Source organism: Nocardia sp. No.11 (genome assembly GCF_038752175.1).
Lineage (GTDB): Bacteria > Actinomycetota > Actinomycetes > Mycobacteriales > Mycobacteriaceae > Nocardia > Nocardia canadensis.
The window spans coordinates 1-25,188 of record NZ_JBCGFB010000090.1; the positions used below are offsets into that span (position 1 = coordinate 1).

Here is a 25,188-nt window from a genome sequence, read left to right on the forward strand (position 1 = left end):
AGCACTCGACCCAGATGAGTGCAAGCAGCAGAACCAAGTAATCTGCTACAGAACCACAGAATCGAGGTGAAGGCGCCGATGATCTCCCCACACGACCCGATACCGGCAGCACAGGCGGTGTACGCGATCTCCGTAGCCGCGGAACTGGCGGGCATCGGGGTACAGACCCTGCGCCTGTACGAACAACACGGCCTGCTCACCCCCGCTCGCAGCGCCGGCGGCACCCGCCGCTACAGCGGCGACGACCTCACCCGCCTACATCGCATCACCACCCTCACCGGCGAGGGCATCAACCTGGCCGCGGTGGCCCGCATCCTCGAACTCGAAGACACCGTCGCCACACTGCGCGCCGAACGCGATCGACTGCGCTCCGAACGGAAGTCGCCCCGCGCGTAAGCGCCCTAGCCGGCGGCAGCGTGCTCCGGCCCCCGCTTGTGCGCGACCAGGGCGTCGACGAGGTAGGTGTGCACCGGTAGCCAGGCGGACAGACCCGCCACGGCGATGATGCGGTCCACGACCGAGGGCACCGGATTCACCAGATCGACCCCGATTCCCTCTGCCGCGGCCTGCTGCGCACGGGCCGCCAGGTCCAGCACGGCGCGGCAGCCGAGAAATCCCGCGTCGCCGATGTCGACGACGAGGTGGCCGGTCTCGGCGGCGGCGAGGAAGGCGGCATCGAGCATGCGTCGCCACCGCGGGAGCGTGTAGGCGTCGACCTCACCGCAGACGTACAGGATCACCGCGTTGGGCCGGGCGACCAGTTCGCCCTGCAGCCGCGCGCACACCTCGGCGGGCTCGCCGGGAAGGGGCGGAAAATGGTTTCCGCCGTGACGGGAGTGGACGCTCACGAGTCCTCGAATTCTCGGGGCACCGGTGCAGGCCCCGAATGCACGATCGGCCCTGTTTCATCAAGGACGGTCGCCGCCTCGATTCCACCACTGTCAGCCCTCGGTGTCAGCGACTGTGACAGCACTGTTGCCGCATAGGATCGGCCCCGTGGCTACGCGGCTGGTGCAGATCCATATGAAAGCTCGCGATGACGGTGCGCTCGGACGGTTCTGGGCGGCGGCGCTCGGTTGGGAGACGGGCAGCGAGGCGCCGGGGGTGACCAATCTCGAGCCCGAGGACTTCGCCTATCCCGATCCGAGCGCGGTCTGTATCGACGTGGTGGCCGATCCCGCGCCCAAGACGGTGAAGAACCGCGTGCACATCGACCTCGCGACCATTTCGGCGACCGAGCAGACGGAGCTGGTCGCGCGACTGCGGGCGCTCGGTGCGACGCCCGCGGACGTGGGCCAGGGCGAGGTGCCGTGGACGGTGCTCGCCGACCCCGAGGGCAACGAGTTCTGCGTGCTGGAGCCTCGGGCGGTCTACCGGGGCACCGGGCCGATCGCCGCGGTGGTCGTCGACTGCGTCGATCCCCGGGCCATGGCGGAGTTCTGGGGCGAGGCGATGGACTGGACCGTGCACGAGGTGTCCGACGATCACGCGACACTGCGCTCCGCCGTCGGCGTCGGCCCCTATCTGGAGTTCCTCCGCACGCCGGAGCCGAAGACCGTGCGCAACCGCATCCACCTCGACCTGCGGCCCTATCCGGGCGACGACCACGCGGCGGAGGTGGAGCGGCTGCGGACCCTGGGCGCGACCGATCTCGACATCGGCCAGGGCGAAGTGCCGTGGACCGTCCTGGCCGACCCCGAGGGCCACGAATTCTGCGTGCTCACCCCGGCCTGACGGCAGCACACCACTCGTCGGGACAGCTCCCGGCCTCCAGCAATCGAGCGAACATCGTGTGATTGCGCCGTTATCCGCCCCTGATACGTTCGAAAAGAGGCTGGTACTGGGCGGATTGCGATCCACAATGGAGGCGTCATGAGCGTTTTGTCCGACGACTTGCAAACTCTCAGCTACGAAGCGTACGTCTATCTCTACTCGCTGGTGACGATGGAGGTGACCCGTCAGCAGCAGACGAACTCACCCGCCGGTTCCACCCCCGGTTTCGGACCTCCGAACCAGTTCCACCACATGCGCCAGTTCCCGGATGTCGAGTTCCGCGCGGTCGTGCGGCCGAACTTCGACACGCTGTACTCGTCGGCCTGGCTGGATCTGACCCGCGGCCCCGTCCTCGTCCACGCTCCCGACAGTGACGACCGCTACTACATGCTCCCGATCCTGGACGCCTGGACCGATGTGTTCGCCACCCCGGGCAAGCGGACCACCGGCACCGCCGAACAGGACTTCGTCATCGCCGGCCCCGGCTACCGCGACGAGCTGCCCGCCGACGTCACGGTGATCCGCTCCCCCACGCCTCATGCCTGGATGATCGGCCGTACCCAGACCAACGGGCCCGCCGACTACGCGGCGGTGAACAAGTTCCAGGACGGATTGCGGATCACCGAACTGGCCGACCCGCCCCCGTTCGAGCCGGATCCCGCCCTGGTCACCGAAACCGAACCACTGCGGCAGGTCGATACGATGTCGGCGACCGAGTTCTTCGACCGCGCCGCCGCCGCACTGAAAGCCGACCCGCCGCACAGCACCGATTTCTCCCAGCTGGCACGGATCGCGCTGCTGGGCATCGTGCCCGGGCAGGACTTCGACGCGACCCGCTTCTCCCCCGAGGAGCTGGAAGCGATCGAGGCGGGTGTCGCCGCGGCGCGCGCGGCGGTGGCCGCGGCAACGCCTCACCTGGCTCCGCCGGTCAACGGGTGGGTGAGCGTGCACGGCAACATCGGCGTCTACGGCAACGACTACCTCAAACGATCCGCCGTCACGCTGGTCGGGCTGGGCGCCAACCCGCCCGAGGACGCGATCTATCCGCTGCTGACCGCCGACGCCGACGGCGAACCGCTCGTCGGCGACAACGACTACGTGATCCACTTCGACGCGGGGAAACTGCCACCGGCTACGGCGTTCTGGTCGATCACCATGTACGACGCCGAGGGCTTCCAGATCCCCAACGAACTCGATCGCTTCGCCATCGGCGACCGAGATCCCTTGCGGTACAACGCGGACGGTTCACTCGACATCTCCGTCTCCCGCAAGAACCCGGGCCCCGACCTCGAATCGAACTGGCTGCCGGCAGCGAGCGGCCCGATGGGCATCACCATGCGCCTCTACGCGCCGCGCTCCGAAGCACTCGACGGCACCTGGGCGCCGCCACCGGTTCAGCGGCGCAAGAACTGAGCACCGCCGCGGCGCACGGCATAGATCACGATGCCGAGCGCGACGACGCCCGCCCCGGCCAGCACGGAGATGGCGGGCAGCGTGCAGGCCAGGACCGCACACCCGAGCAACCCGATGACCGGCACCCACCGCGGCGGGCGACCCTCCGACGAGGTCAGCGTCCACGCGGCCGCGTTCGCCACGGCGTAGTAGAGCAGCACGCCGAAGGAGGAGAATCCGATCGCGGCCCGGATGTCGGCCGTGGCCGCGGCGATGGCGACGACCACCCCGACCGTCACCTCGGCCCGGTGCGGCACCGCGAAGCGCGGATGCACCGCCGCCAGTCCGTGGGGCAGGTGGCGATCCCGGGCCATCGCCAGCGTCGTGCGCGACACACCGAGAATCAAGGCCAGGAGCGATCCGAGTGCGGCCACCACGGCACCGACCCGAACCACCGGCTCGAGCCACCCGGCGCCGGCGACCCGGACGACCTCGGTCAGCGGTGCGCTCGCCCGCGCCAACCCCTGCGGCCCCAGCACGACCACGGCCGCGACCACGACGAACGCGTACACCACCAGCGTGATGGCCAGCGCCAGCGGAATCGCGCGCGGAATCGTGCGCGCCGGATCGCGGACCTCCTCACCCAGCGTGGCGATCCGCGCGTACCCGGCGAACGCGAAGAACAGCAGGCCCGCCGCCTGCAACACCCCGAATACGGTGACCTCGGAGCCGAGTTCCAGCCGCGCGAACTCGGCGGACTCGGACGTGCACGCCGCGACCACGACCGCGGCCAGCACCGCCAGCACGATCGCTACGATCACCCGGTTCAGCAGCGCCGATTTCTGGACACCGCGGTAGTTCACCGCCGTCACCGCCACGACCGTGCCGACGGCCACCGCGTGCGCCTGCGCCGGCCACGCGTAGGTGCCCACGGTCAACGCCATCGCCGCGCACGAGGCGGTCTTGCCGACGACGAAACACCAGCCGGCCAGGTAGCCCCAGAATTCGCCGAGCCGTTCGCGCCCGTACACATACGTGCCACCGGAGGCCGGGTACCGAGCGGCCAATTGCGCCGAGGAGGTCGCGTTGCAGTACGCGACCACGGCCGCCACCGCGAGCCCCACCAGCAACCACGATCCGGCCGCGCGTGCCGCCGGTGCCAGGGCCGCGAAGATCCCGGCGCCGATCATGGCGCCCAGCCCGATCATGACCGCGTCGGTGACCCCCAGGCTGCGGCGCAGGCCGGTCGGCGTTGTGTCGGACACCTTGCTCCCGTCTCAGATGATCACGATATCCATCAAATTCATTTGATGGGTTCGGTGTTATCCTGGATCGGTGACGTCGACTCGTCAAGCTGTTCCACCGTTTGTTCATCTGGCCGCCCATCCGGTGCGATGGCAGTTGCTCAGAGAACTCTCGGGCAGTGACTGTCGCGTCCGCGACCTCGCGACCCGCCTCGACCAGCCGCAGAACCTCATCTCCTACCATCTGCGTCTCCTGCGGGAAGGCGGGCTGGTCACCACGACGCGCAGCAGCCACGACGGCCGCGACAGCTACAACCACCTGGATCTGGACCGGTGCGCCGCCCTGCTCACCGCCGCGGGCCCCGCACTCCACCCCGCGTTGCGCCTGCACCCGAACGCGCCTGCCTTCGATCCGCCGTCGACACCGGCGGTGCTGTTCGTCTGCACCGGCAACAGCGCCCGCTCGGTGATCGCCGAAGCGCTGCTGCGCCACCGAGGTGACCACCGGGTCGACGCCGTCAGCGCGGGCACGCGCCCGAAACCGGCGATGCACCCCGCCACGATCCGGGTATTGCGCGAGGAGTTCGGCATCGACATCAGCGGACGATCTCCCCGCGCGCTGACCGAGGTCGACGACACCCGATTCGACGCGGTGATCACCCTGTGCGACAAGGCCCGCGAGGTCTGCCCCGACTTCGGCGAGAATCCCCGCCACCTGCATTGGAGTATCCCCGATCCGGCGGCAGCGGGCGAGAACTACCCGCTCTTCCGCGCCACCGCGAGCGAGATCGACACCCGCGTTCGCTACCTGCTGCCCACCCTCACCGTCCGCACGAAAGGAAGTGCGTCATGACGTCCTCCACCGAATATGTCGGCGTCCGCTATCTCGTCGACGACGTCGCGGCCGCCATCGAGTTCTATACCGGCACACTCGGTTTCACCGTGCACATCAATGCCGCACCCGCATTCGCCGACGTCGTGCGGGGATCGCTGCGGCTGCTGCTGTCCGGACCGGCCAGCTCCGGTGCGCGGGCCACCCCCGCCGACATCGCGACGCCCGGCGCCAACCGTATCCATCTGATCGTCGACGACCTTGCTGCCGAGGTCACCCGCCTGCGCGACAACGGCGTCGTCTTCCGCACCGACATCGTTTCCGGGCCGGGCGGCAGTCAGATCCTGCTCGCCGACCCCGCGGGCAACCTGATCGAATTGTTCCAGCCGGCCGACCACCCGCCGGGCCGCCACTGACCGAGGCCATGGTGCCCGCGCGGTCGCTCCGCCTAGTCGTGACCGGCGGAGCGCGTAGCCGGGGAGCCGCCGTCCATGATGTCGAGCCACCAGGATTGCAGGGGGCTCGGATCGGGCCAGTCCACGAACGGTGTCTCGGGGGCGGGTTCGGGGCGCGTGGGGTCCGCGTCGAGTTCATCGGTCATGACGGAGGTCTCTCGATAATGCCGCGGCGGCCGAGGGCGCACACGCGGTCAGCCGATATCGGGCAAATGGTGGCCGACGCGGCCGACCGCGTGCAGGATCTGGGCGTTCGCCACGTCGTCCGGGGTGTCGGCCGCGATCACCAGCAGGGTCAGGTGGACGCCGTTCACGCCGACGAGGTGCATGGTGTCGGGCAACTGGCCGATGTCGGGGACCCGCAGATCGATGCCGTCGTCGTGGTCGATGCGGCGCTGGTTGCGGCTGGTCACGTTCCAGTCGAAGCTGATTCGCGCCGTCTGGCCGAGGCGGGGCGTGAGGGCGCTGATCAGATCGTGGAGTTCGGCGGTGAGGTTCACCGTCCGGGGCCACCAGGCGCCGTCGAACAGCTCGGTGTGATTTTCGCTGCCGCGCAACAGCAGTCGCGGGGTGCGGGTCGGCACCGGGAAGGGCTGCCGGTCGCCGCCCATCGCCTGGTGATCGGTGATGGGCCGCGGACTGTCCGCGGGCTCGGGCTCGGGCTCGGACTCGGCGGGGTCTGCTTCGGCCGCGGCCATCAAGGACTGGTGGGCGACCCGTTCGTCGGTGTCGGACGGAATCACCTGTAGCACCAGCATGCTCGCGTCGCGCCCGAACACATACATCGTGTTCCACAGCTCGAAGTGATAGGAATCCAGCCGGACGGTCTCTCCCGCGACGGTGATCCGCGCGGGCGCCGAGGCCCAGCACGACGGGTCGTACACGACCCGCCAGACCGGGCCGAGCCGCACGCCCAGCACCGCGAGCAAGTCGGGAAGTTCGGCGGCCAGGTCGGTCGAACGCGGCCACCAGGCACCGTCGATGTAGCGGTCTCCCGCGGAGCGTGACCGCATCCGCAGCCGCGGCGTGTAGAGCGGGGGAACCTGGTGGCGGGCGGGTGCCGCGGCGTGATGATGAGTTTCGCGAACGCGCATGTCGATCGGTCCTTTCGGCCGGGATCCGAGGAATCGGTATCAGCTCCGGGGACCTGTACACCTCCAGTAGACGCGCGAATCCCGCGGTTGTCAACGTTGTAGGTCTACACTGGCAACGACAACCGAAGCAGACGGAGGTGCCCTCATGACCGAGGCTTCGACCGATGGCGCCCGCCGTCCCCCCAGCGCGGTGACCAGGGATTCCGTGCTCATCGCGGCGCTGATGATCGTCGATCGCGACGGCGTCGACGCGCTGTCGATGCGGCGGCTGGCCGAGGCGGTCGGCCGGGACCCGATGGTGATCTACCGCCACCTGCCCAACAAGGCCGCGGTGCTCGACGGCGTAGCCGAGTTGGTGTTCGAGCAGTTGATGGTCGACGCCGACGATCCGGACTGGGCCGCACAGCTGCGTGCGGTCGCACGCTCGTTCCGCGCCCTGGCGCTCGCCCACCCGAATGTGGTCCCGCTGCTGGTGACCCGGCCGTTGTCGACCCCGCTCGGCATGCGCCCGATCGCGGTGGTCCGGCCACTCGAGAACATCCTGCGGCTGCTCACCAACGCCGGTTTCGCCGGCGCCGACGCCCTGCACATCTACCGCGCGCTGTTCGGATTCCTCTACGGCCACGTGCTCAACGAGCTCCAGGAGGTGATCGAGCGGCCGGAGGAGTCCGACGAGGTCCTGCGCCTCGGCCTGCACCGTTTGCCGATCACCGAATTCCCGCTGGTGCGCGAACTCGCCCCGGTGCTGGCCGCCTACGATGGCGCGGCCGAACTCGAGCGCGGCCTGGACATCCTGCTCACCGGTCTCACCGCGACCCTGACCTACCCCGCGGGCTGACACCCGCCGGCTCGGCCCCGCCCTCGGACTCCCACCGCTGCTCGGCGGACTCGCCGTCGAGGTCGGCCGGGACCACTCGCAGGTGGAGCCGGTAGCCGTCGACGCCGAGCACATCGACGGTGTGCGGGCGCATGTAGTGATAGCCGTCCAAGCGCACCCGATGACCCCGATTGTCGAAAGTACGTGCGGTGGCCGACCATTCGCCGATGTTGTAGCTCAGCCGATGAATCGGTCCGCGCCGGGTCTCGAGCCGCGCCAGCAGGTCGGGCAGCTCGGCGACCAGGTCTGCGCCGTGCGGCCACCAGGTCGTCGAGGCGTCCGCGTGTGGTCCGGCCGATATCCGCGTCATGATCCGGCGCTCCTGTCCCGGCTCGCGCCGACTCCGTCGCACGGCAGTCACCGCGGAGGTCTATGTCGTTAGTCTACGCTGTAGACGTCAGTTGTAGGAGTACGTAGAATCACTATTACGACCAGGCGAGGACCCCCATGGCCATTACCGAAGTCGCGGTTTACGCGCACCTGAGCAAAGCCGATGTCGAGGCGCTCGGCGAGGAACTCGACGCGATCCGTCGCGATATCGAGGATCGGCGCGGCACCCCCGACGCCGACTACATCCGGCGCACGATCGCCTTCCAGCGCATCCTCGACGCGAGTGCGCGGTTGCTCCTGGCGAGCAGCGGCTCACGACTGGGCTGGCTCGTCGGCACCTCGGCGCTGGCCGCGGCCAAGAGCATCGAGAACATGGAGATCGGCCACAATGTGTCGCACGGCCAATGGGATTGGATGAACGATCCCGAGATCCATTCCCGCACCTGGGAATGGGACATGGCCGGGGTGTCGTCGCAATGGCGCTACTCGCACAACTACCGCCATCACATGTTCACCAACGTGGTCGGCATGGACGACGACGTCGGCTTCGGCGTCATCCGGGTGACCAGGGACCAGCAATGGCGCCCTCGCCTGTTGCTGCAACCGCTGCAGAACCTGCTCCTGGCAGCCACTTTCGAGTGGGGCATCGCCCTGCACGGCCTGTACTCCGAACGCGACCGCGCCGCGACCGACGCCGAGAAGACCGCGCACACCAAGGCTTTGGTCCGCAAGATCGGCAGGCAGGCCGCCAAGGACTACCTGTTCTTCCCGATCCTCAGTAGACGGCGCTGGCGCCGCACCCTGACCGCCGACATCGCCGCCAACGCGCTGCGCAACATGTGGGCCTATGTCGTGATCTTCTGCGGCCACTTCCCCGATGGCGCAGAGAAGTTCACACCGGAAGCGATCGAGCACGAAACCCACGGTGAGTGGTACCTGCGTCAGATGCTCGGCACCGCCAACTTCGACGCGGGCCCGATCCTGGGCTTCCTCAGCGGCCATCTGTCGCATCAGATCGAGCATCACCTCTTCCCCGACCTGCCCAGCAACCGCTATGCCGAGATCGCGGTGCGGGTGCGCGCGCTCTGCGACAAGTACGACCTGCCCTACACCACGGGCCCCCTGCCCAAGCAGTACCTGCTCACCCTGCGCACGATCAACAAGCTCGCCCTCCCCGACTCGTTCCTGCTGGCGACCAGCGACGACGCGCCCGAAACCGCGTCCGAGCGCAAGTTCACCACCGTGACACCCGCCGAGCCCGGCGCGATCCGGCGCGGCCTGCGCACCGCCTTGCGCTCGCGGTAGGTACCCGGTCTCGGTGCACCAACCTTCGATGAGCACCGATGCCGTCTGCCCCATCGCGGCGGTACCGACCTCCCGGGATTCCTGTCACTGATGCGCGGCGTGCCTGGGGCTCCGCGCCTCTCCCTTGCGCACCGGCGCGGAAAGACCCGAGCCTCGCCCGCCCGGCGCCGGCCAGTCCTGCGGGATGCCCAAGATGGCGCTCACGCCGCGGATCGCCGACAGCACCGCGTGCAGGTCGTCGAATCCCTGTCCGAAGGCTTCGGTGCGGTCGTCGATGCGGAAGGGGCACAGGCAGGTGTGGGGGCTGTACGGGTCGCGGCGGGGGCGACCGAGCACGATGACCACGGGGCCGGCGGCGGTGTCGACGGCTCGTGCGCCCAGAGGCGGGCCGAACTCGCGGGCGTGCGCGGCGGGGGCGCCGCCGATGCGGGGGCGGGCGGCCACGGGTTCACGAGGCCGATGGGGGTCGTCCGCGTTGTCCGGGGAGCCGAATCGGGCTGTCGCACTGTGGATGTCGATCAGGGCCGCGTAGACCGCCGACAGCCGGTCCGGGCCGCGGACTCGATGGGTGCGCGTACCCGCGACGCGATAGGTGCAGTGCCAGTCCTGTGTCATGGCGTCCTGCCGGGGATCGGCGATCTCCACCCCGAACTCGCGGTCGCCGTCGCGGACGGTGCTCGCCACGACTACTTCGCCCAGCTCACTGTTCACAGTTCCTCCTAGGGGTCCAGCGAAAAGTCGCGCCGTCGGGCCAGATGTGCCCGTAGTGCGCAGGGAGTTCGCGCCGCGCCCGGGCGCAGATGGGTGCGATCGCGATGCTCGGCCGTCAGCGGACGGTGACCACCCGGGAATGCCGGCCGGTGGCGCCGTCGGGGAACGGCGCGGCGCGGGTCTCGGTCTGGACGACACCGGTGCCGTCCACGGCACGGACGCGCAGGGTGTGCGTACCCGGCATGGCATCCCACGTCCAGGTCCACTGCCGCCAGGTATCGAGGGAATAGGCCGTGGCCAGCGTGGCCTGCCGCCACGGTCCGTCGTCCACCTGCACCTCGACGGCGGTGATCCCGCGGCCCTGTGCCCAGGCGACGCCGGCCACGGTCACCGGTCCGGCGGCGAGGTTCGCGAACGCGGCGGGGACATCGATCCGCGACGCGGTCTTGATCGGTGCCCGCTCCGACCAGCCGCGCTCGGTCCAGTACGCGCGGGCCTGGTCGAAGCGGGTGAGTTCGAGGTCGACGACCCATTTGGTGGCCGAGACGTAGCCGTAGAGTCCGGGCACGATCATCCGCACCGGATAGCCGTGGGCGACGGGCAGCGCCGCGCCGTTCATGGCGACCGCGAGCAAGGCGTCCGGGTTGCCCAGGACCGCGTCCAGCGGGGTCCCGGCGGTGAAGCCGTCCACACTGCGCGACAGGATCATATCGGCGCCGGGCGCCGGACCCGCTTCCCTGAGCAGGTCGGTGAGGCGATAGCCGGTCCAGGTGGCCGTTCCGGCGAGCGTGCCGCCGACCTCGTTCGACACACAGGTCAGCGTGATCAGTGATTCGACGGCGCGGCGCGCGCTCAACGCGTCGAAGTCCAGCACGATCTCCCGCGCCACCATCCCGTGGATGCGCAGCCGCCACTGCGCGCGGGTCAGCGCCGGCAGCTGCAACGCCGTGTCGATGCGGTAGAACTCCGCGGCCGGGGTGACGAACCGGGTCAGGCCGGGCACCGGGAGATCCATCTCGGGCAGGACCGGCGGTGCCGGGTCGGCCACGCGCGGCGGCACGAAAGCCGCTCGGTCCGCGCCGATATCGCGCAGTCGGCTACCGATGACGCGCCCCGCGGCGCCCGCGGCCACCGCACCAGCGGTCACTCCCGCGACCGCCAGCAGGAAGCCACGCCGGGTGAAACCATCTTCGGGTCGCCGAGCGGCCGGGACGACGAAAAGCAGACAGAGGGTGGCGATTCCCGCGGCCGTTCCCGCCACCGCGGGTATCGCGAAGTCCGGTCCCGCGGTCGGCCGCAGCACCGCGAGAACAGCGACTGTGGTCCCGAACCCGGCCAGGACGACGGCGCCCCGAGCCGGGCTGCGACGCGCGAGCAATCCGATCAGCGCGGCGGCCGCCACCATGACTACGGCCATCGTGATCGCCAGCGCCAGTTTGTCGTTGGTACCGAACCAGCGGATGGCACTGTCCTTCAACCACTTCGGCGTGTGGTCGACGACGGTGGCGCCCAGCACGAAGAACGGGGAGGCGGCCGGATCGAGAACCGCCGCGACCAGGTGTCCGATGCCGAGCACCGTCGCGGCGGCGGCCGTCGCGGCGAGCGCTGCGGTGGCGCGGCCCAGCGGCCGTGGGGTGTACGCGTTGCGGCGGACCATGCTGTCACTCCTGAGGTATCGAGTGTCGGCGCGGCCCGCCGCGGGCGGGTCAGCCGACTGTCATGCTGACGATCACCGGTGTGGTGGGGCCGGCCGAACCACCGGCGGGTTCGACGGTCACCGCGAGGGTGTCGGCGGCGTCGACGGCGGTGACCACCGAGGCCGGACCGTCCATCACCGCAACCGAGCGGGGGGCACCGCCCGTGGGAATGCGCCACAACTGGTACGCGCGGTCGGCGGGCAGCGCGGGCATGTCCTGGAATGACACCGCCGCGGCGCCCAGTGCCGTGGACTGGTGCACCGTCATCGCGCCGCCGCCGGTGATCGCGACCGACGACTCCCGGCTGTCGGGCTGGTCGAGCACCTGTTGCGCGGTGATCGCGCCGGTGCCGTCGTTCGTGCGGTCGATCACGACCGCGACCCCGGTGCCGATGCCGACCGCGACGACCGCGGCCGCGGCGGCGGTCAACCAGCGCAGTCGCCACCCTTTGCCCTGCGTGTCCCGCCGAGTCAGCGGGCGCACCTGCGGATCGAGCCGGTCCAGCGCCCGCATCAGCGCGGCTTCGAGCCGGGCGGGTGGGGGCACCGAGTCGGACACCGTCAACGCGGCCATGGTCTCGCGAATGCGCGACACGGCGGCGAGGAACTCCCGCGCGCGTTCGGGATCCGCGGCCGCGAGCTCGTCGTCGATAGCGCGCCGCTGCTGGGGATCGAGCGCGTCGAGGGCGTAGGGGTAGGCGTCGTCGAGCAACGGCCGAGGGGTCCGCCGATCTGTCTCGCTCATCGGGAATTCCCTCCGGTCAAACAGTTTTCGAGTCGCTTCAAGCCGTCCCTGATCCGGCTCTTCACCGTCGGCAACGGCACGTCCAGGGTCTCGGAGACCTCGGCGTAGGTGCGCCCGCTGTAATAGGCCAGCGCCACCGCCTCACGCTGCAGCTCGGTCATCGTCGCGAGACAGTCCTGGACCGACTGCTCGTCGAGCCGCTGGGTGACCTCCTCGGCCACGGTGTCGTGGTCACGGCCCAGATGGGTGTGCCCGAACACCAGGTCACGGCTGGTCGCCGACTGTTCGGCACGCACCCGGTCGACCGCGCGGCGGTGGGTCAGCATCATCAGCCAGCCGATCGGGCTGGCCTTACCCACGTCGTACTCCCCCGCCAGCGACCAGGCCTGCAGGAACACCTCCTGCGCGATGTCCTCGGCCGCGCCGTGGTTGCGCACCACCCGCAGCGCGAGTCCGAACACCCGCGGACTGGTCGCCCGATAGAACTCGGCGAACGCCGTCCGGTCCCCGGACGCGATCGCGCCGAGCAGCGTCACCAGCCGCGCTTGCACGGCGTGGTCGGGCTTGGCGGGCGCCGGGCATGCGGGCGCCGGATCGGTCACCACGCGCAACCGGATCGGCGAGGAGCCCGGGCGGTTCGTCATCGTGTGGTCCCTGCGTGCATCAGCATGAGAGGGATTTCGGCCAGCCCCGCGGTACGGATGGGCGCCGCCGAAAACTTTCTTCCGCAACTCTACGGTTCCCGGCGGCGTGACCATCGTCGACCTCACGCCGCGGGCGGCATGAGCACGCTGTCGATCATGTAGACCGTCGCGTTCGCCGTGCGCACGCCACCGCAGACCACGGCCGCGTCACCGACCTTCAGGCTGTCCCCGGAGCCGGTCACCGTGACGGCCGCGCCCTCGACGGTCTTGTGCGTGCCCGCGACATCCTGGGGCGCGAGCTGACCGGGCACCACGTGGTAGGTCAGGATCTTGGTGAGGGTGGCCGAATCGGTCTTCAGCGACTCGATGGTGGCCGGGTCGATCTTCGCGAACGCGGAGTCGACGGGCGCGAAGACGGTGAACTGGCCGCCGTTGAGGGTGTCGACCAAGTTGACCTGGGGATTGAGTTTGCCCGACACCGCCGCCACCAGCGTGGTGAGCATGGGGTTGTTGGACGCGGCGACCGCGACCGGGTCCTGAGCCATCCCGCTCACCGAGCCGGGGCCGCTGGGAACCTGGGCGGCGTATTCGGCGCACCCGGGCCCGACGAGACCCGACGCGCCGGAGCCGTTCGCCGCGGACGCGGTCATCGACGAGGAGGAGGTCGTCGCCGAGGTGGTCGCGGACGAGGTGGTCGAATCGTCGTCGGAACAGGCCGAGGCGCCGAGTACCGAGCCGAGAAGGGCTGCCGCCACGAGGGTGCTGCGCAGGGTTCGCATGGTCGTTCCGTCGCTTCCGAAAGGGCGGCGAGAGTGCCGCGCTGATGTGGACGCAACGGAGTTCGGCCAGCCCGCCCGGCCGGATGGCTCGGGATCGAGACCCGGTTCACCGGACACCCGGCGGGTGACGAAGCCGTCAGGGGGTCGGTGTCGCCACGCGTCGCAATTCAGGCACTATGGGGGTTATGCCCCATTCGAATCCTGTTGCCGCGTGGAAGTCCCTGCGTGATGGAAACGACCGTTTCGTCACCGATACCCTGCAGCACCCCAGCCAGGGTGCCGCGGATCGCGCCAAGCTGGCGGGTGGCCAGCAGCCCTCGGCGATCCTGTTCGGGTGTGGTGACTCCCGGGTCGCCGCCGAGATCATCTTCGACCGGGGGCTCGGCGACATGTTCGTCGTGCGCACCGCCGGTCATGTGGTGGACAGTTCGGTGCTCGGCTCGATCGAGTACGGCGTCGCGGTACTGCAGGTGCCGCTGATCGTGGTCCTCGGCCACGACTCGTGCGGCGCGGTGGCCGCCACCATCGATGCCCTCGACAACGGGACGGTGCCGGGCGGTTTCATCCGTAGCGTGGTCGAACGCGTCACCCCGTCGATCCTGCTCGGCCGCCGGGAAGGTCTGACCAACGTCGACGACCTGGAAGCCCGTCATGTGGAGGAAACCGCGCGCCTGCTCATGCAGCGTTCGTCGACCATCTCCGACCGCGTCGAGGCGGGCCAGCTGGCCATCGCCTGCGTGACCTACAACCTCGCCGACGGGCGCGCCCAGCTGCGCAGCGTCATCGGCGACATCGGCGAAGTCGCCTGAGCGGGTCGGCCGGTTCCGCCTCTCCGGGACCGGCCGACCAGCACCACCTCGTCAGGCGTATTCGGGACAGAACTGCATCTGGGCAGCGACGACGAGGTAGGCGGCGTCGCGGCTCGAATACCCCTTCTCGGTGAGCGCGGTCGCCATCTCGACATCGGTCGCCCCGGCGGCGCGTTCCTCGCAGATCGCCACGCCCATGTCGAGCGCCGCCTGGCGTGAGGAGTAGTAGATCCCCTCGCGGTCGAGCGTCGCGATGAACGCGTCCTGGTTGGTCGTGTTCTGGCTGTTGCTCGACGCGCTCGGTGTCGAGGGCGCGGTACGTGGAGCGCTGGTGCGGGGTGCGCCCGAACCCGGTGGCGGCTCGGCGGGTCCACCCGGCGGTGGCGTGCTCACCGCGGTCCGGCCGGTGTCCTGGGTGTCTCCGGCGGCGAGCAGCACCGAGGTGGCGCACCCGCCACAGACCAGCAGCAGAACACCGACAACCGCGAGCAACACCCACAGGGTCGTGTTGTCGCGGCGCGGCGGCTGCGGTGGATAGGCCGGGTAGGGCGCGGACGGATACTGCGGTGGAATCGGCGGCTGGGTCACGAATCTCCTTCGGTGCGAGACGAACAGCGGTGCAAGATCGCCATTCACCGCACCCGCGTTATCAACGACCCGCGCGCCCGATACCCTGTGCCGCCGCGCGTGCGCGTCAGTAGACGGTGATGCGCAGCGCACGCATCTTCGCGTAGAGCGTGGTGCGCGAGATCCCCAGGGCCTGCGCGGTTTTGACCTTGTTGCCCTCGAATCGGCGCAGCGCCTCGACGATGACGTCGCGTTCGGCGCGGTCGATCGGCATGAGTTGCCGGATCGGCTGCTGCGTGCGGTAGGCCTCGGGGAGGTCGTTCACGACGACCGCGCCGCTTCGCCGGTGCCGGATGACGTCGGTGACGACCGCGCGCAATTCGCGCAGATTGCCGGGCCAATGATGCGCGGACAGCGCCGAGAGCGCGCCCGGGGTGAAATACAGCGAGCTGTCCGCGCCCGCCTCGCGTAGCATCGCCGCGACCAGCGCCGGGATCTCGCCGCGGCGGTTGCTCAGCGGCCCGAGTTCGACGCGGTCGGTGCATTCGGCGGCCAGCGCGGCGGCCCGGCCGGTGAGGGTGTCCACCGCTCCGGTGACCAGCACGACGCGCGGCACCTGCCGGTCGGCGACATGGGTGGCGACGAGATCGATCAGATCGTCGGGCAACAGGTCGAGGCCGTCGACGCACACGGTGCCCTGCCGGGCGCGGACCAGCGCGGCGAAGTCACGGGCGAAGACGTCGCTGCCGTCGAGCAGGGCGTTGGCGGCGGTCAGGACGGTGACCGGCTGTTCGGTGGCGTGTTCGCGCGCGGTGCGCGAGCGCCCGGAACCCGGTGGTCCCGCGACCAGGAGCGGGTCGCCGGGCTCGAGCGCCCGGCGGGAGTAGGCGATGCTCGCCCGTTCGCGGGGTTCGACGTTGAGCAGGGTTCCCCCGGCAGGACCGCCGACCCGGGTCGCTTCGACCCGCACCGCCAGCCCGGACTCCAGCGTCAGATCGAAGACCGAGCTGCGCCGCACATCCGGTGCCATCATGCGCAGCAACGCGACGTCGGTGGCGCCGAGCAGGTCCGCGGCGGCCCGGTTGGACATGAGCAGGTCGCGCCCGATGGCCAGCACCGCGCGGCGGCGGGTGCCCGCGGCCTGGAACGCGGCGAGCAGTTCCTTGTCCGACACGCGGGAGCCGTCGAGCAGTCGCTGCTCGATGTCGGCGACCGCGCGGGCGACCAGCGGCGGCAACAGCGGGCTGGCTTCCCGGGCCACCGTCGACAGATCCAGCACACCCTCGATCCGGCGGGTGGTGGGGTGGAAGATGGGATGTCCGTAGCAGCTCATTCGCCGCAGTGGGACAGCGAAGTGCTCGTCGCCGTTGACGGCGATGCTGGTGCGGGTCTCCAGCGCCACCCCCGGCGCGGTGGTGCCGACCGCCTCCTCGAGCAGGGAGGCACCGATGTCGACGCCGAGGTCGTCGAAGACCTTGCGGGCACTGCGATTTCCGCACCATTGATGCGCGACGCGGCCTTCCCGGTCGATGACGATCGTGGTGAAGTCGGTGCCCTCGAGTCGATGGTTGAGGTCGTCGAGGACCACCGCGGCCGCGGCCATCAGCGGACTGGTCTCGTCGATGTCGACATAGCTGATCGTGTCCAGCGCCGAGCCCGGCTCCAGTCCGGCCATCGTCGCCCGATGCCAGGACGCGGCGATCGGTTCCCGCTTGGCCACCATGCCGTTCACCTCGGGTTCCATGCACTCACCGTAGCAATGGTGACCGGGGTCACGATTGTCCAGTTTCTGAACAGTCGCGTCAGCCCACCGTTGCGACTGTGGTTCGGCGTCGCTCCGGACGGGACGCATCGACGAGGATCAGGAGAACCCGCCATGAAGACCAAGGCCGCGGTCGTCTACCAGCCAGGCAAACCGATCGAGATCGAAGAGCTCGAACTCGACAAGCCGCGCGAGGGAGAGGTACTCATCCGGTACCTCTACGGCGGGCTGTGCCATTCCGATGTCCATATCGCCCACGGTGACCTGGAGGCGCGGCTGCCGATGGTGCTCGGCCACGAGGGCGCGGGCATCATCGAGGAGGTCGGGCCCGGCGTCACCCGGGTGGCGCCCGGCGATCACGTGGTGTGCTCGTTCATCCCGAACTGCGGCACCTGTCGCTACTGCTCCAACGGTCAGCAGTCCATCTGCGACATGGGCGCCACGATCCTCGAGGGCTATCTGCCCGGTGGTCGTTTCCCGCTGCGGGGACCGGCCGGTGACTACGGCGCGATGTGCATGCTCGGCACGTTCAGCCAGTACGGGGTGATCCACCAGAACTCCTGCGTCAAGGTCGACGACGACCTGCCGCTGGACAAGGCGGTGCTGGTGGGTTGCGGTGTCCCCAGCGGGTGGGGTTCGGCGGTCAACACCGCCGAGGTGAAACCCGGTGACGTGGTGGTCGTCTTCGGCATCGGCGGGCTCGGCATCAACGCGGTGCAGGGCGCGCGCTTCGCCGGCGCGCGCTATGTCGTCGCGGTCGACCCGCTGCACAACAAACGCGAACGCGCCCTCGAACTCGGTGCCACGCACGCGTTCGCCGACGCCGGTGACGCCCTGGCCACGATCAACGACCTGACCCGCGGCCAAGGCGCCGACGCCGCGATCCTCATCCCGGACCTGATGACCGCCGAGATCGTCAGCGCCGGCTTCGACGCTGTCGGCAAGGGCGGCAAGGTCGTGCTGACCGGGCTCAACAAGCTCGACGAAATCAACATCCAGCTCCCCGGTTCGATCATGACGCTGTTCCGGAAGGAACTGCGCGGCAGCCTCTTCGGCGACTGCAACCCGACCGTCGACATCCCCAAGATCCTCGGTCTCTACCAGAGCGGCGATCTGAAGCTCGACGAGCTCATCACCCGCACCTACACCCTCGATCAGGTCAATCAGGGCTACGACGACCTGCTCAACGGCCAGAACATCCGCGGCGTGCTCGTGCACGACCACTCCTGATCCGAAAGGCACGACGATGACCGAAGTACTCGAACCCACCACCACCGCGGTGCTGCCGCAGGTCCGCGCCTGGCTGTCCACGCCCAAGCAACTGTTCATCGGCGGCCGGTGGGTCGACGCGGCCTCGGGCCGGACCTTCCAGACCCGCGACCCGGCCACCGGCCAGGTGCTGACCGAGGTCGCCCACGCCGAGGCCGTCGATGTCGACCGCGCGGTGCGCGCGGCACGCATCGCCTTCGAAGGCGAGTGGTCGCTGTGGACCCCGGCCCAGCGCCAGCGTCTGCTGTTCCGCGCGGGCGAGGCGATCTACGCCCATGCCGAGGAATTGGCGCAGCTGGAATCGCTCGACAACGGCAAGTCCGCCGGCGTCGCCCAGGCCGTCGACATCACCTGGGTCGCCGAGCTCTTCCAGTACTACGCCGGCTGGGCCACCAAGATCGAAGGCCGCACCATTCCGGTGTCGGTGCCGTGGGCACCCGGCACCCAGTGGCACGCCTACACCCTGCGCGAACCGATCGGCGTGTGCGGAGCCATCGTCCCGTGGAACTTCCCGCTGCTGATGGCCGCGTTCAAGATTCCCGTCGCGCTGGCGACCGGCAACACCGTCGTGCTCAAGCCCGCCGAGGACACCCCCCTCACCGCCCTGCGGCTGGCCGAGATCCTGGCCGAGGTCGGTCTGCCCGACGGCGTGCTCAATGTCGTCACCGGCTACGGCGACGCCGGGGCCGCGCTGGCCGCCCACGACGATGTCGACAAGATCGCTTTCACCGGCTCCACCGAGGTGGGCAAGCTCATCGTCGACGCCGCCAAGGGCAATCTGAAGAAGGTCAGCCTCGAGCTCGGCGGCAAGAGTCCCCAGGTCGTCTTCGCCGACGCCGATCTGGATCTGGCGATCCCCGGTACGGCGTCGGGATTCCTGTTCAACCAGGGCCAGACCTGCACCAGCGGCACCCGACTGCTGGTGGAGGACAAGATCTTCGACGAGTTCACCCGGGGCGTCGCCGAGGTCGCCGCGGCCAGCAAGATCGGCTCGGGGCTCGACCCGGCCACCGAGGTCGGCCCCCTGGTCTCGCAGACCCAGCTCGACCGGGTCCTGGGCTATGTCGATGCCGGATTGCGGGCGGGTGCGCGAGCACTGACGGGCGGGCGCCGCCACGGCGAGAGCGGCTACTTCGTCGAACCGACGGTGTTCGTCGACGTCGAGTCCTCGTTCAGCGTGTACCGCGAGGAGATCTTCGGCCCGGTCGTGGTGGCGACCCCGTTCAACGCCGAGCAGGGCGTGGCCGCAGCGGCCAACGACACCCCCTACGGGTTGGCCGCCTCGGTGTGGACCCAGGACGTGTCCAAGGCCCATCGCACCGCTCGCCAGATCAAGGCGGGCACGGTATGGATCAACGCGCACAACGCTTTCGACGCCGCACTGCCGTTCGGCGGCTACAAGCAGTCCGGCTGGGGCCGTGAACTGGGTACCGCGGCGATCGAGGCCTATACCGAGCAGAAGTCGGTCAACACCTTCCTCGGCTGACCGTCCCCGACCCGGCCACGGTGGGCACCGCCTCGCAGATCGGCGCCCACCGTGGCTACCGCGCTCGCGTCAGTTCGCGTTGACGGTCACCGCGTCGTCGGCGATCGAGTAGCTGATCGACCCGTTCTCGAAGTAGCTGATCTTGCCGCCCTCGATGTCCTGCTCGTCGGAGGTCGGGTAGCCGAGGCGGCCCCCTGCGCCGCCCTCTGCCTCCCACGCCTGCCGGATCGCGCCGTAGACGGTCTTGGTTCCCGTCGCCAGGTTGAAGTAGATGACACCGCCGGTGAACTCCTGGTACTTGCCACCGTTCGCGGCGTCGAGTTCCTCCGAGATCGGTTCGCCCAGCGGGCTCGACGCGCCGCCCGCTTCGTTGTAGTGGTCGCCGATCGTGCCCTTGACTTCGAATGCCATCCCACAAACCCTTTCGTACGGATACCAACTGGCGATTGCCAGCGGCGACGCTATCGCATAGCGACCGCACCGTACAGAGACTCGTATTGCGCCAGATCAGCTGTACACACGCAATTCTCAGCGACAGACCACGTTCGAGATCGGATGTTTGAAGGGCCATCAGCTACCGACCAGCATCGATAGGGTCGATCGGCCTCCGAGCCAGCGCTTTCCCGCCGTAATCCATACCCAGTCGCCGCGACTCCACACCTCGACACGCCGCGAACGCACCCGATGTGAAGATGTCCTCAATCCGTCCGGACGAACAGTCGACGGGTCACATGGCCTGGGCGGCCACGTACCCGAAGCTCGAGCGGTCCTCGTCGCGGGCAACCAGCTTGCCGTCGACGTAGATCGCGGCGTACGCGTAGTGCGCCTCGGAGTGCGAGATCGCCGCCCAGGTGAAGGATTCCTTGGGGAACCGCACGTCGACGGTGCGACACCACCGGTCACCCTCCATCGGGTCGGTCAGTGTCACGACCTCGTCGCGCTTGCCGAGCGAGTCGTAGTAGGTGATCTCGTTGCCTGTCTGCGCGTCCGAGCAGAAGACGTAGCGGACGTTGCCGTAGGCAGGGACTTCGGCGGCATTCGCCACCCCACTGCCCGCGACGACGGCGCCGGCGAGGGCGCCGCCCGCTCCGATCATCGCGATGGTGTGACGGAGGGCAGACCGTGTCATGTCAAGCTGTCCTTTCGCGAAACGATGCGCCGACGGAACGCTCCCGTCGGCAACAGTCCGCACGAGGCACTGCCCGGGCGAACCGAACATTGAATCACAGTGCGGCACTTGCGTTGTCGTTGCGGCACAGCGACGACCGACTGCCTCGTGCGTCCGGGGCCGGCACGACGAGCGCCCAAGTGTTGGCCGCAGGCTGATCAGCTTCGGACCGCGCGGGTCCTACACTCGGGTCATGGCAGACGACACCGACCGGTCGATCGACATCAAGCCCCGTTCACGCGATGTCACCGACGGACTCGAGAAGACTGCAGCGCGCGGCATGCTGCGCGCCGTCGGGATGGGTGACGAGGACTGGGCCAAACCGCAGATCGGGGTGGCTTCGAGCTGGAACGAGATCACCCCCTGCAATCTGTCGCTCGACCGGCTCGCGAAAGCGGTCAAGGAGGGCGTCCACGCCGGCGGCGGCTACCCGCTCGAGTTCGGCACGATCTCGGTGTCCGACGGTATCTCCATGGGCCACGAGGGCATGCATTTCTCGCTGGTCAGCCGTGAGATCATCGCCGACTCGGTCGAGACCGTGATGATGGCCGAACGCCTCGACGGCTCGGTGCTGCTCGCCGGGTGCGACAAGAGCCTGCCGGGCATGCTGATGGCGGCCGCCCGGCTGGACCTGGCGAGCGTGTTCCTCTACGCCGGATCGACCCTGCCGGGCAATGTCGACGGCCGCGACGTCACGATCATCGACGCGTTCGAGGCCGTCGGCGCGTGCATCAAGGGTCTGATCACCCGCGAGGAGGTCGATCGCATCGAGCGGGCGATCTGCCCCGGTGAAGGTGCCTGCGGCGGCATGTACACGGCCAACACCATGGCCTCGGTGGCCGAGGCGCTCGGGATGAGCCTGCCCGGCTCGGCCGCGCCGCCCGCCCCCGATCGTCGCCGTGACGAGTACGCCCGCAAATCCGGCGAGGCCGTCGTCGAGCTGCTGCGCCGGGGAATCACCGCCCGCGACATCATGACGATGGAGGCGTTCGAGAACGCGATCACCATCGTCATGGCGCTCGGCGGGTCCACCAACGCCGTGCTGCATCTGCTGGCCATCGCCCGCGAGGCCGGCGTCGGCCTCACCCTCGCCGACTTCAACCGCGTCGGCGAGAAGGTGCCGCACCTGGGCGATCTCAAGCCGTTCGGCCGCTACGTCATGAACGATGTCGACAAGGTCGGCGGCATCCCGGTGGTGCTGAAAGCGCTGCTGGACGCGGGCCTGCTGCACGGCGACGTCATGACCGTCACCGGCAAGACGATGGCCGAGAACCTGGCCTCGATCGAGCTCGGCCTCGACGGTGACGTCATCCGGCGCCTGGATCGGCCGATCCATCGGACCGGCGGACTCACCATCCTGCACGGTTCCCTCGCCCCCGAGGGCGCCGTCGTCAAGAGCGCAGGCTTCGACTCCGACGTCTTCCGTGGCACGGCGCGCGTCTTCGACGGGGAACGCGCCGCCATGGACGCGCTCGAGAACGGCACGATCGTCGCCGGTGACGTGGTCGTCATCCGCTACGAGGGTCCCAAGGGCGGACCGGGCATGCGCGAGATGCTCGCCATCACCGGCGCCATCAAGGGCGCGGGCCTGGGCAAGGACGTCCTGCTGCTCACCGACGGCCGCTTCTCCGGCGGCACCACCGGATTGTGCGTGGGCCACGTCGCGCCCGAAGCCGTCGACGGCGGCCCGATCGCCTTCGTCCGCGACGGCGACCCGATCGTCCTCGATGTCGCCAACCACATCCTCGACGTCGAGATCGACGACGACGAACTGACCGCGCGCAAGATCGGCTGGGAGCCACTGCCGCCCAAGTACACCTCCGGCGTCCTGGCCAAATACCGCAAACTCGTCAGCTCCGCCGCCCACGGCGCCGTCACGGGCTGACCCGGCTCAGCGCACCGTCCGCGCATCCCGGATCGTGGCCGCCAGCCGTTCCAGCAGCGGCGCGGTGGCCGCGGGGGAGAACCGGAAGATCGGCGACCACGACGCGACCTGTCCGGCCGCCACCGCGGGCAGGCTCCGCCACACCGGCCGGTCGGCGAGCGCGTTCGGCCGCAGGCCCGTTGACCGGTCGTCGAGCAGGATCACATCCGCCGCGTACCGGTCGGCCGTCTCCCAGCTCAGCGACTGGAAGTAGCCGCCCGCGTCCACCCGTTCGGGCACAACGAATTCCACGCCGAGCTCGGTGAAGTACCGCAGATCCGCCGAGGCGCGCGGATCGGAGACGTAGAACAGCTCCGGAGACGCCGAGGCGGCGAGTACCCGCACCCCGGGGCGCGCTGCCGACGCGTCCCGCACCGCCTGCGACGCGGCCAGGAAGCGCTGCTGCGCGGCGGTCACCGCGGGAGCGGCGGTATCGGCGCCGAGCGCCTCGGCCAGCGCCCGGTACTGCGCGATGATCTCGGGCAGGCTCCGGCCGGAGACCTCCATGGCGACGACAGTCTGGTTCGCGGACTCGATCTTGGTCAGGTTCTCGTCCGGGACGTACCAGAGCCGGCCCGGCACATAGGAATCGGTGACGAGCAGGTCGGGCTCGAGGGTCGCGTACTTCTCGATGTCGAACTCGCCCCACGCGTCCCCGACGACAGCCACCGAGGCGGGGTCGAGGTCGCCGCGCAGGTGCGGCGCGTGTGCCTCACCGAAGACACCCACGATGCGCCCGCGCACCCCGTAATCGACCAGGGCGCCGGCGGAGCCGGTGAACGCGACCACCCGGCTCGGCGTCGCACCCGAGCGAACGGTGCCGCCGCGGCCATCGGGAAACTCCCAGTCCCCCGCACTGTCGGGCGCGTCGTCCGGTCCCCCGCCGCACGCCACCAGGCCCGCACTCACTCCCGCCATCCCCGCCACCGCGAACAACCGTCGGCGACTCAGCACGCGGTCGTGCCGATTCTCGTTCGCGATGACGATCCTCCTCCACACGTGGCTCCTGGTTCGCCACCACTAGACCACACAAAATAAGGCAAGGCAAACCTTATCCAGAGTCGCCACCGGCAGAGCGGAGCACACAGTGACGGAGCGGCGACGAGGTCGCGAGCGCTTGACCCTGACACAGTGACAACGTCTTCACTGGACGCAGGAGGTGGTTCCCATGACCTGGACACCAGAACATTCCGTGGACCCGCGGCTGCTCGCCGCACTGAACGCGCCGACCGCGTCGACCCGACTACAGGCGGCGCTGGCCGCGGGCACCCACCCCGGCCCGGCGCTGCTCAGCGTGCTGATCGACCGTTGCGCCGTGGAGCCGGACTTCTTCGTGCGCGACATGCTGACCTGGGCGCTGACGCGGCTCCCCGCGGAGCTGACCGTGCCCCGGCTGCGCGCCGAGCTGGACTCCGACCACGCTCAGGCTCGCAGCCAGGCGCTGCACACGCTGTCCAAGATCGGGGATCCGGCCGCCTGGCCGGCGATCACCCCGGCGCTGCTGCGCGATCCCGACGACGAGGTGGCGCGCAGTGCCTGGCGGGCCGCGGTGGTACTCGCGCCGCAGGCCGAACACGAGGCATTGGCCGTCGCACTCGCCACCCAGTTCGGGCGCGGTGATCGGGAGGTTCGGCGCAGCCTCAGCCGGGCGCTGACGACGCTGGGCGAGGTGATCGTCCCGGTGCTCGACCAGGCGTCGCGCAGTGCCGACCCCCGGGTGCGGGCGCACGCCGCGGCCACCGAGCAGCTGCTGCACGATCCGGACGCCGCCTTCGATCTCGATGTCGACGCGGCGAAGCGGGTCGCGGCGCTCGACGGTGCCCCGTGCTGATCGGTGAGGTGGCGCGGCGTTCGGGTGTCAGCACCCGGATGCTGCGCCACTACGACTCGTTGGGGCTGGTGTCCCCCACCGGGCGCACCGTCGGCGGCTATCGCGAGTACTCCGATGCCGATATCCGGCGCATCTTTCATGTCGAGAGCCTGCGGTCGCTGGGACTCTCCTTGCGCGAGATCGCCCGGGTGCTGGCCGATCGGTCGTTCACCCCGCAGGCCCTGGTCGCCGGTCTCATCCAACGCACCGAGGAACGGCTCGTGCGCGAGCGCGAGCTGCTGGCGCGGTTGCGCGCCGTCGAGGACGCCGAACCCGGCGACTGGCGCGATGTGCTGCGCATCGTCGAGCTGGTGCGCACGCTCGGTTCGGCGGACGCGCCGCGCCGCCTGCAGGCGGTGCTGAACCCCGCCGAGAACGAGCCGGTACCGACCGAGCTGCTGGCCACGGCGGTGCTCGGCGAGGCCGAGCCCAATATGGCCGGCGCGCTGCGCTGGG

The 25,188-nt window shown here is 69.5% G+C and carries 28 protein-coding genes; 13 read left to right on the forward strand and 15 right to left on the reverse strand.

All coding sequences use genetic code 11. From position 1 onward, the window contains the following. The first annotated feature begins 78 nt into the window (after positions 1 to 78). Complete coding sequence (locus V8688_RS22920) at positions 79 to 396, forward strand: MerR family transcriptional regulator (protein ID WP_218719173.1); 318 nt, start codon at positions 79 to 81, stop codon at positions 394 to 396. Between the two features lie 5 nt (positions 397 to 401). Here V8688_RS22920 and V8688_RS22925 read toward each other — a convergent pair whose 3' ends face one another. Continuing rightward, complete coding sequence (locus V8688_RS22925; RefSeq protein WP_342801662.1) at positions 402 to 848, reverse strand: STAS domain-containing protein; 447 nt, start codon at positions 846 to 848, stop codon at positions 402 to 404. Positions 849 to 996: 148 nt separating this feature from the next. Here V8688_RS22925 and V8688_RS22930 point away from each other — a divergent pair, with 148 nt between their 5' ends. Further along, a complete protein-coding gene (locus V8688_RS22930; protein WP_342801663.1) occupies positions 997 to 1,734 on the forward strand; it encodes a VOC family protein in 738 nt (245 codons plus the stop codon). A gap of 138 nt (positions 1,735 to 1,872) precedes the next feature. After that, a complete protein-coding gene (locus V8688_RS22935; RefSeq protein WP_342801664.1) occupies positions 1,873 to 3,186 on the forward strand; it encodes a DUF1254 domain-containing protein in 1,314 nt (437 codons plus the stop codon). Here the strand turns inward: V8688_RS22935 and V8688_RS22940 are convergent. Then, on the reverse strand, positions 3,168 to 4,430 hold the full coding sequence (locus tag V8688_RS22940) for an APC family permease (protein ID WP_342801665.1): 1,263 nt from the start codon (positions 4,428 to 4,430) through the stop codon (positions 3,168 to 3,170). The two genes, V8688_RS22935 and V8688_RS22940, sit on opposite strands and share 19 nt — an antisense overlap. Positions 4,431 to 4,500: 70 nt before the next feature. On the opposite strand from V8688_RS22940, the gene V8688_RS22945 reads away from it, so the two are divergent. Both V8688_RS22945 and V8688_RS22950 read left to right on the forward strand, forming a co-directional pair. Next, entirely contained in the window at positions 4,501 to 5,262 is a 762-nt protein-coding gene (locus V8688_RS22945; protein WP_218719169.1) for a MarR family transcriptional regulator, read from the forward strand. Beyond that, complete coding sequence (locus V8688_RS22950; protein WP_218719168.1) at positions 5,259 to 5,657, forward strand: VOC family protein; 399 nt, start codon at positions 5,259 to 5,261, stop codon at positions 5,655 to 5,657. Before V8688_RS22945 ends, V8688_RS22950 begins: the two co-directional genes overlap by 4 nt. Positions 5,658 to 5,689: 32 nt before the next feature. Here V8688_RS22950 and V8688_RS22955 read toward each other — a convergent pair whose 3' ends face one another. Then, a complete protein-coding gene (locus V8688_RS22955; RefSeq protein WP_218719167.1) occupies positions 5,690 to 5,842 on the reverse strand; it encodes a hypothetical protein in 153 nt (50 codons plus the stop codon). Positions 5,843 to 5,890: 48 nt separating this feature from the next. Then, entirely contained in the window at positions 5,891 to 6,790 is a 900-nt protein-coding gene (locus V8688_RS22960; protein WP_218719166.1) for a DUF5994 family protein, read from the reverse strand. 145 nt (positions 6,791 to 6,935) lie between these two features. On the opposite strand from V8688_RS22960, the gene V8688_RS22965 reads away from it, so the two are divergent. After that, complete coding sequence (locus V8688_RS22965) at positions 6,936 to 7,628, forward strand: TetR/AcrR family transcriptional regulator C-terminal domain-containing protein (RefSeq protein WP_218719165.1); 693 nt, start codon at positions 6,936 to 6,938, stop codon at positions 7,626 to 7,628. On the opposite strand, the gene V8688_RS22970 is transcribed toward V8688_RS22965, so the two are convergent. Beyond that, positions 7,597 to 7,977 carry a DUF5994 family protein gene (locus V8688_RS22970; RefSeq protein WP_218719164.1) on the reverse strand — a complete coding sequence of 127 codons (381 nt, stop codon included), beginning with the start codon at positions 7,975 to 7,977 and terminating at the stop codon, positions 7,597 to 7,599. The genes V8688_RS22965 and V8688_RS22970 overlap by 32 nt on opposite strands. A 137-nt stretch (positions 7,978 to 8,114) precedes the next feature. Between V8688_RS22970 and V8688_RS22975 the strand changes: the two genes are divergently transcribed. Beyond that, a complete protein-coding gene (locus V8688_RS22975; RefSeq protein ID WP_218719163.1) occupies positions 8,115 to 9,302 on the forward strand; it encodes an acyl-CoA desaturase in 1,188 nt (395 codons plus the stop codon). 84 nt (positions 9,303 to 9,386) lie between these two features. Here the strand turns inward: V8688_RS22975 and V8688_RS22980 are convergent, their stop codons facing one another. The 5 genes from V8688_RS22980 to V8688_RS23000 all read right to left on the reverse strand — a co-directional run bounded on the left by V8688_RS22980 (position 9,387) and on the right by V8688_RS23000 (position 13,877). Next, positions 9,387 to 10,013 (reverse strand): hypothetical protein, encoded by a 627-nt coding sequence (locus tag V8688_RS22980; RefSeq protein ID WP_218719162.1) that lies wholly within the window; start codon positions 10,011 to 10,013, stop codon positions 9,387 to 9,389. A gap of 115 nt (positions 10,014 to 10,128) precedes the next feature. Further along, complete coding sequence (locus V8688_RS22985) at positions 10,129 to 11,670, reverse strand: molybdopterin-dependent oxidoreductase (RefSeq protein WP_342801666.1); 1,542 nt, start codon at positions 11,668 to 11,670, stop codon at positions 10,129 to 10,131. 49 nt (positions 11,671 to 11,719) lie between these two features. Continuing rightward, a complete protein-coding gene (locus tag V8688_RS22990; protein WP_316574542.1) occupies positions 11,720 to 12,454 on the reverse strand; it encodes an anti-sigma factor in 735 nt (244 codons plus the stop codon). Then, a complete protein-coding gene (sigK, locus tag V8688_RS22995; protein ID WP_218719159.1) occupies positions 12,451 to 13,098 on the reverse strand; it encodes an ECF RNA polymerase sigma factor SigK in 648 nt (215 codons plus the stop codon). Before sigK ends, V8688_RS22990 begins: the two co-directional genes overlap by 4 nt. 122 nt (positions 13,099 to 13,220) lie before the next feature. After that, complete coding sequence (locus tag V8688_RS23000; RefSeq protein ID WP_218719158.1) at positions 13,221 to 13,877, reverse strand: fasciclin domain-containing protein; 657 nt, start codon at positions 13,875 to 13,877, stop codon at positions 13,221 to 13,223. 185 nt (positions 13,878 to 14,062) lie between these two features. On the opposite strand from V8688_RS23000, the gene V8688_RS23005 reads away from it, so the two are divergent. After that, positions 14,063 to 14,686 carry a carbonic anhydrase gene (locus V8688_RS23005; RefSeq protein ID WP_218719157.1) on the forward strand — a complete coding sequence of 208 codons (624 nt, stop codon included), beginning with the start codon at positions 14,063 to 14,065 and terminating at the stop codon, positions 14,684 to 14,686. A 51-nt stretch (positions 14,687 to 14,737) separates the two neighbouring features. Here V8688_RS23005 and V8688_RS23010 read toward each other — a convergent pair whose 3' ends face one another. Further along, entirely contained in the window at positions 14,738 to 15,274 is a 537-nt protein-coding gene (locus V8688_RS23010; protein ID WP_316574540.1) for a DUF732 domain-containing protein, read from the reverse strand. Between the two features lie 106 nt (positions 15,275 to 15,380). After that, positions 15,381 to 16,997: a helix-turn-helix domain-containing protein gene (locus V8688_RS23015; protein ID WP_342801667.1), complete on the reverse strand. Its 1,617-nt coding sequence runs from the start codon at positions 16,995 to 16,997 to the stop codon at positions 15,381 to 15,383. 132 nt (positions 16,998 to 17,129) lie between these two features. Here V8688_RS23015 and V8688_RS23020 point away from each other — a divergent pair, with 132 nt between their 5' ends. Then, positions 17,130 to 18,245, forward strand: coding sequence for an NDMA-dependent alcohol dehydrogenase (locus V8688_RS23020; protein ID WP_218719155.1), 1,116 nt, complete (start codon positions 17,130 to 17,132; stop codon positions 18,243 to 18,245). Positions 18,246 to 18,261: 16 nt separating this feature from the next. Then, positions 18,262 to 19,770, forward strand: a complete 1,509-nt coding sequence (locus V8688_RS23025; protein WP_342801668.1) for an aldehyde dehydrogenase family protein — start codon at positions 18,262 to 18,264, stop codon at positions 19,768 to 19,770. 69 nt (positions 19,771 to 19,839) lie between these two features. On the opposite strand, the gene V8688_RS23030 is transcribed toward V8688_RS23025, so the two are convergent. Together V8688_RS23030 and V8688_RS23035 are read right to left on the reverse strand one after the other, a co-directional pair. Next, positions 19,840 to 20,181 carry an esterase gene (locus V8688_RS23030; protein WP_218719153.1) on the reverse strand — a complete coding sequence of 114 codons (342 nt, stop codon included), beginning with the start codon at positions 20,179 to 20,181 and terminating at the stop codon, positions 19,840 to 19,842. A gap of 316 nt (positions 20,182 to 20,497) precedes the next feature. Then, complete coding sequence (locus V8688_RS23035) at positions 20,498 to 20,899, reverse strand: hypothetical protein (RefSeq protein ID WP_218719152.1); 402 nt, start codon at positions 20,897 to 20,899, stop codon at positions 20,498 to 20,500. A 232-nt stretch (positions 20,900 to 21,131) separates the two neighbouring features. Here V8688_RS23035 and ilvD point away from each other — a divergent pair, with 232 nt between their 5' ends. Next, positions 21,132 to 22,823 carry a dihydroxy-acid dehydratase gene (gene ilvD, locus V8688_RS23040; protein ID WP_218719151.1) on the forward strand — a complete coding sequence of 564 codons (1,692 nt, stop codon included), beginning with the start codon at positions 21,132 to 21,134 and terminating at the stop codon, positions 22,821 to 22,823. 6 nt (positions 22,824 to 22,829) lie between these two features. On the opposite strand, the gene V8688_RS23045 is transcribed toward ilvD, so the two are convergent. Continuing rightward, complete coding sequence (locus tag V8688_RS23045; protein ID WP_316574536.1) at positions 22,830 to 23,780, reverse strand: ABC transporter substrate-binding protein; 951 nt, start codon at positions 23,778 to 23,780, stop codon at positions 22,830 to 22,832. Positions 23,781 to 24,030: 250 nt separating this feature from the next. On the opposite strand from V8688_RS23045, the gene V8688_RS23050 reads away from it, so the two are divergent. Both V8688_RS23050 and V8688_RS23055 read left to right on the forward strand, forming a co-directional pair. Continuing rightward, positions 24,031 to 24,693 (forward strand): HEAT repeat domain-containing protein, encoded by a 663-nt coding sequence (locus V8688_RS23050; protein ID WP_342801669.1) that lies wholly within the window; start codon positions 24,031 to 24,033, stop codon positions 24,691 to 24,693. Beyond that, positions 24,687 to 25,188, forward strand: a 502-nt coding sequence (locus V8688_RS23055; protein WP_342801670.1) for a MerR family transcriptional regulator, incomplete at its 3' end; no start/stop codon positions are given. The genes V8688_RS23050 and V8688_RS23055, both read left to right, overlap by 7 nt.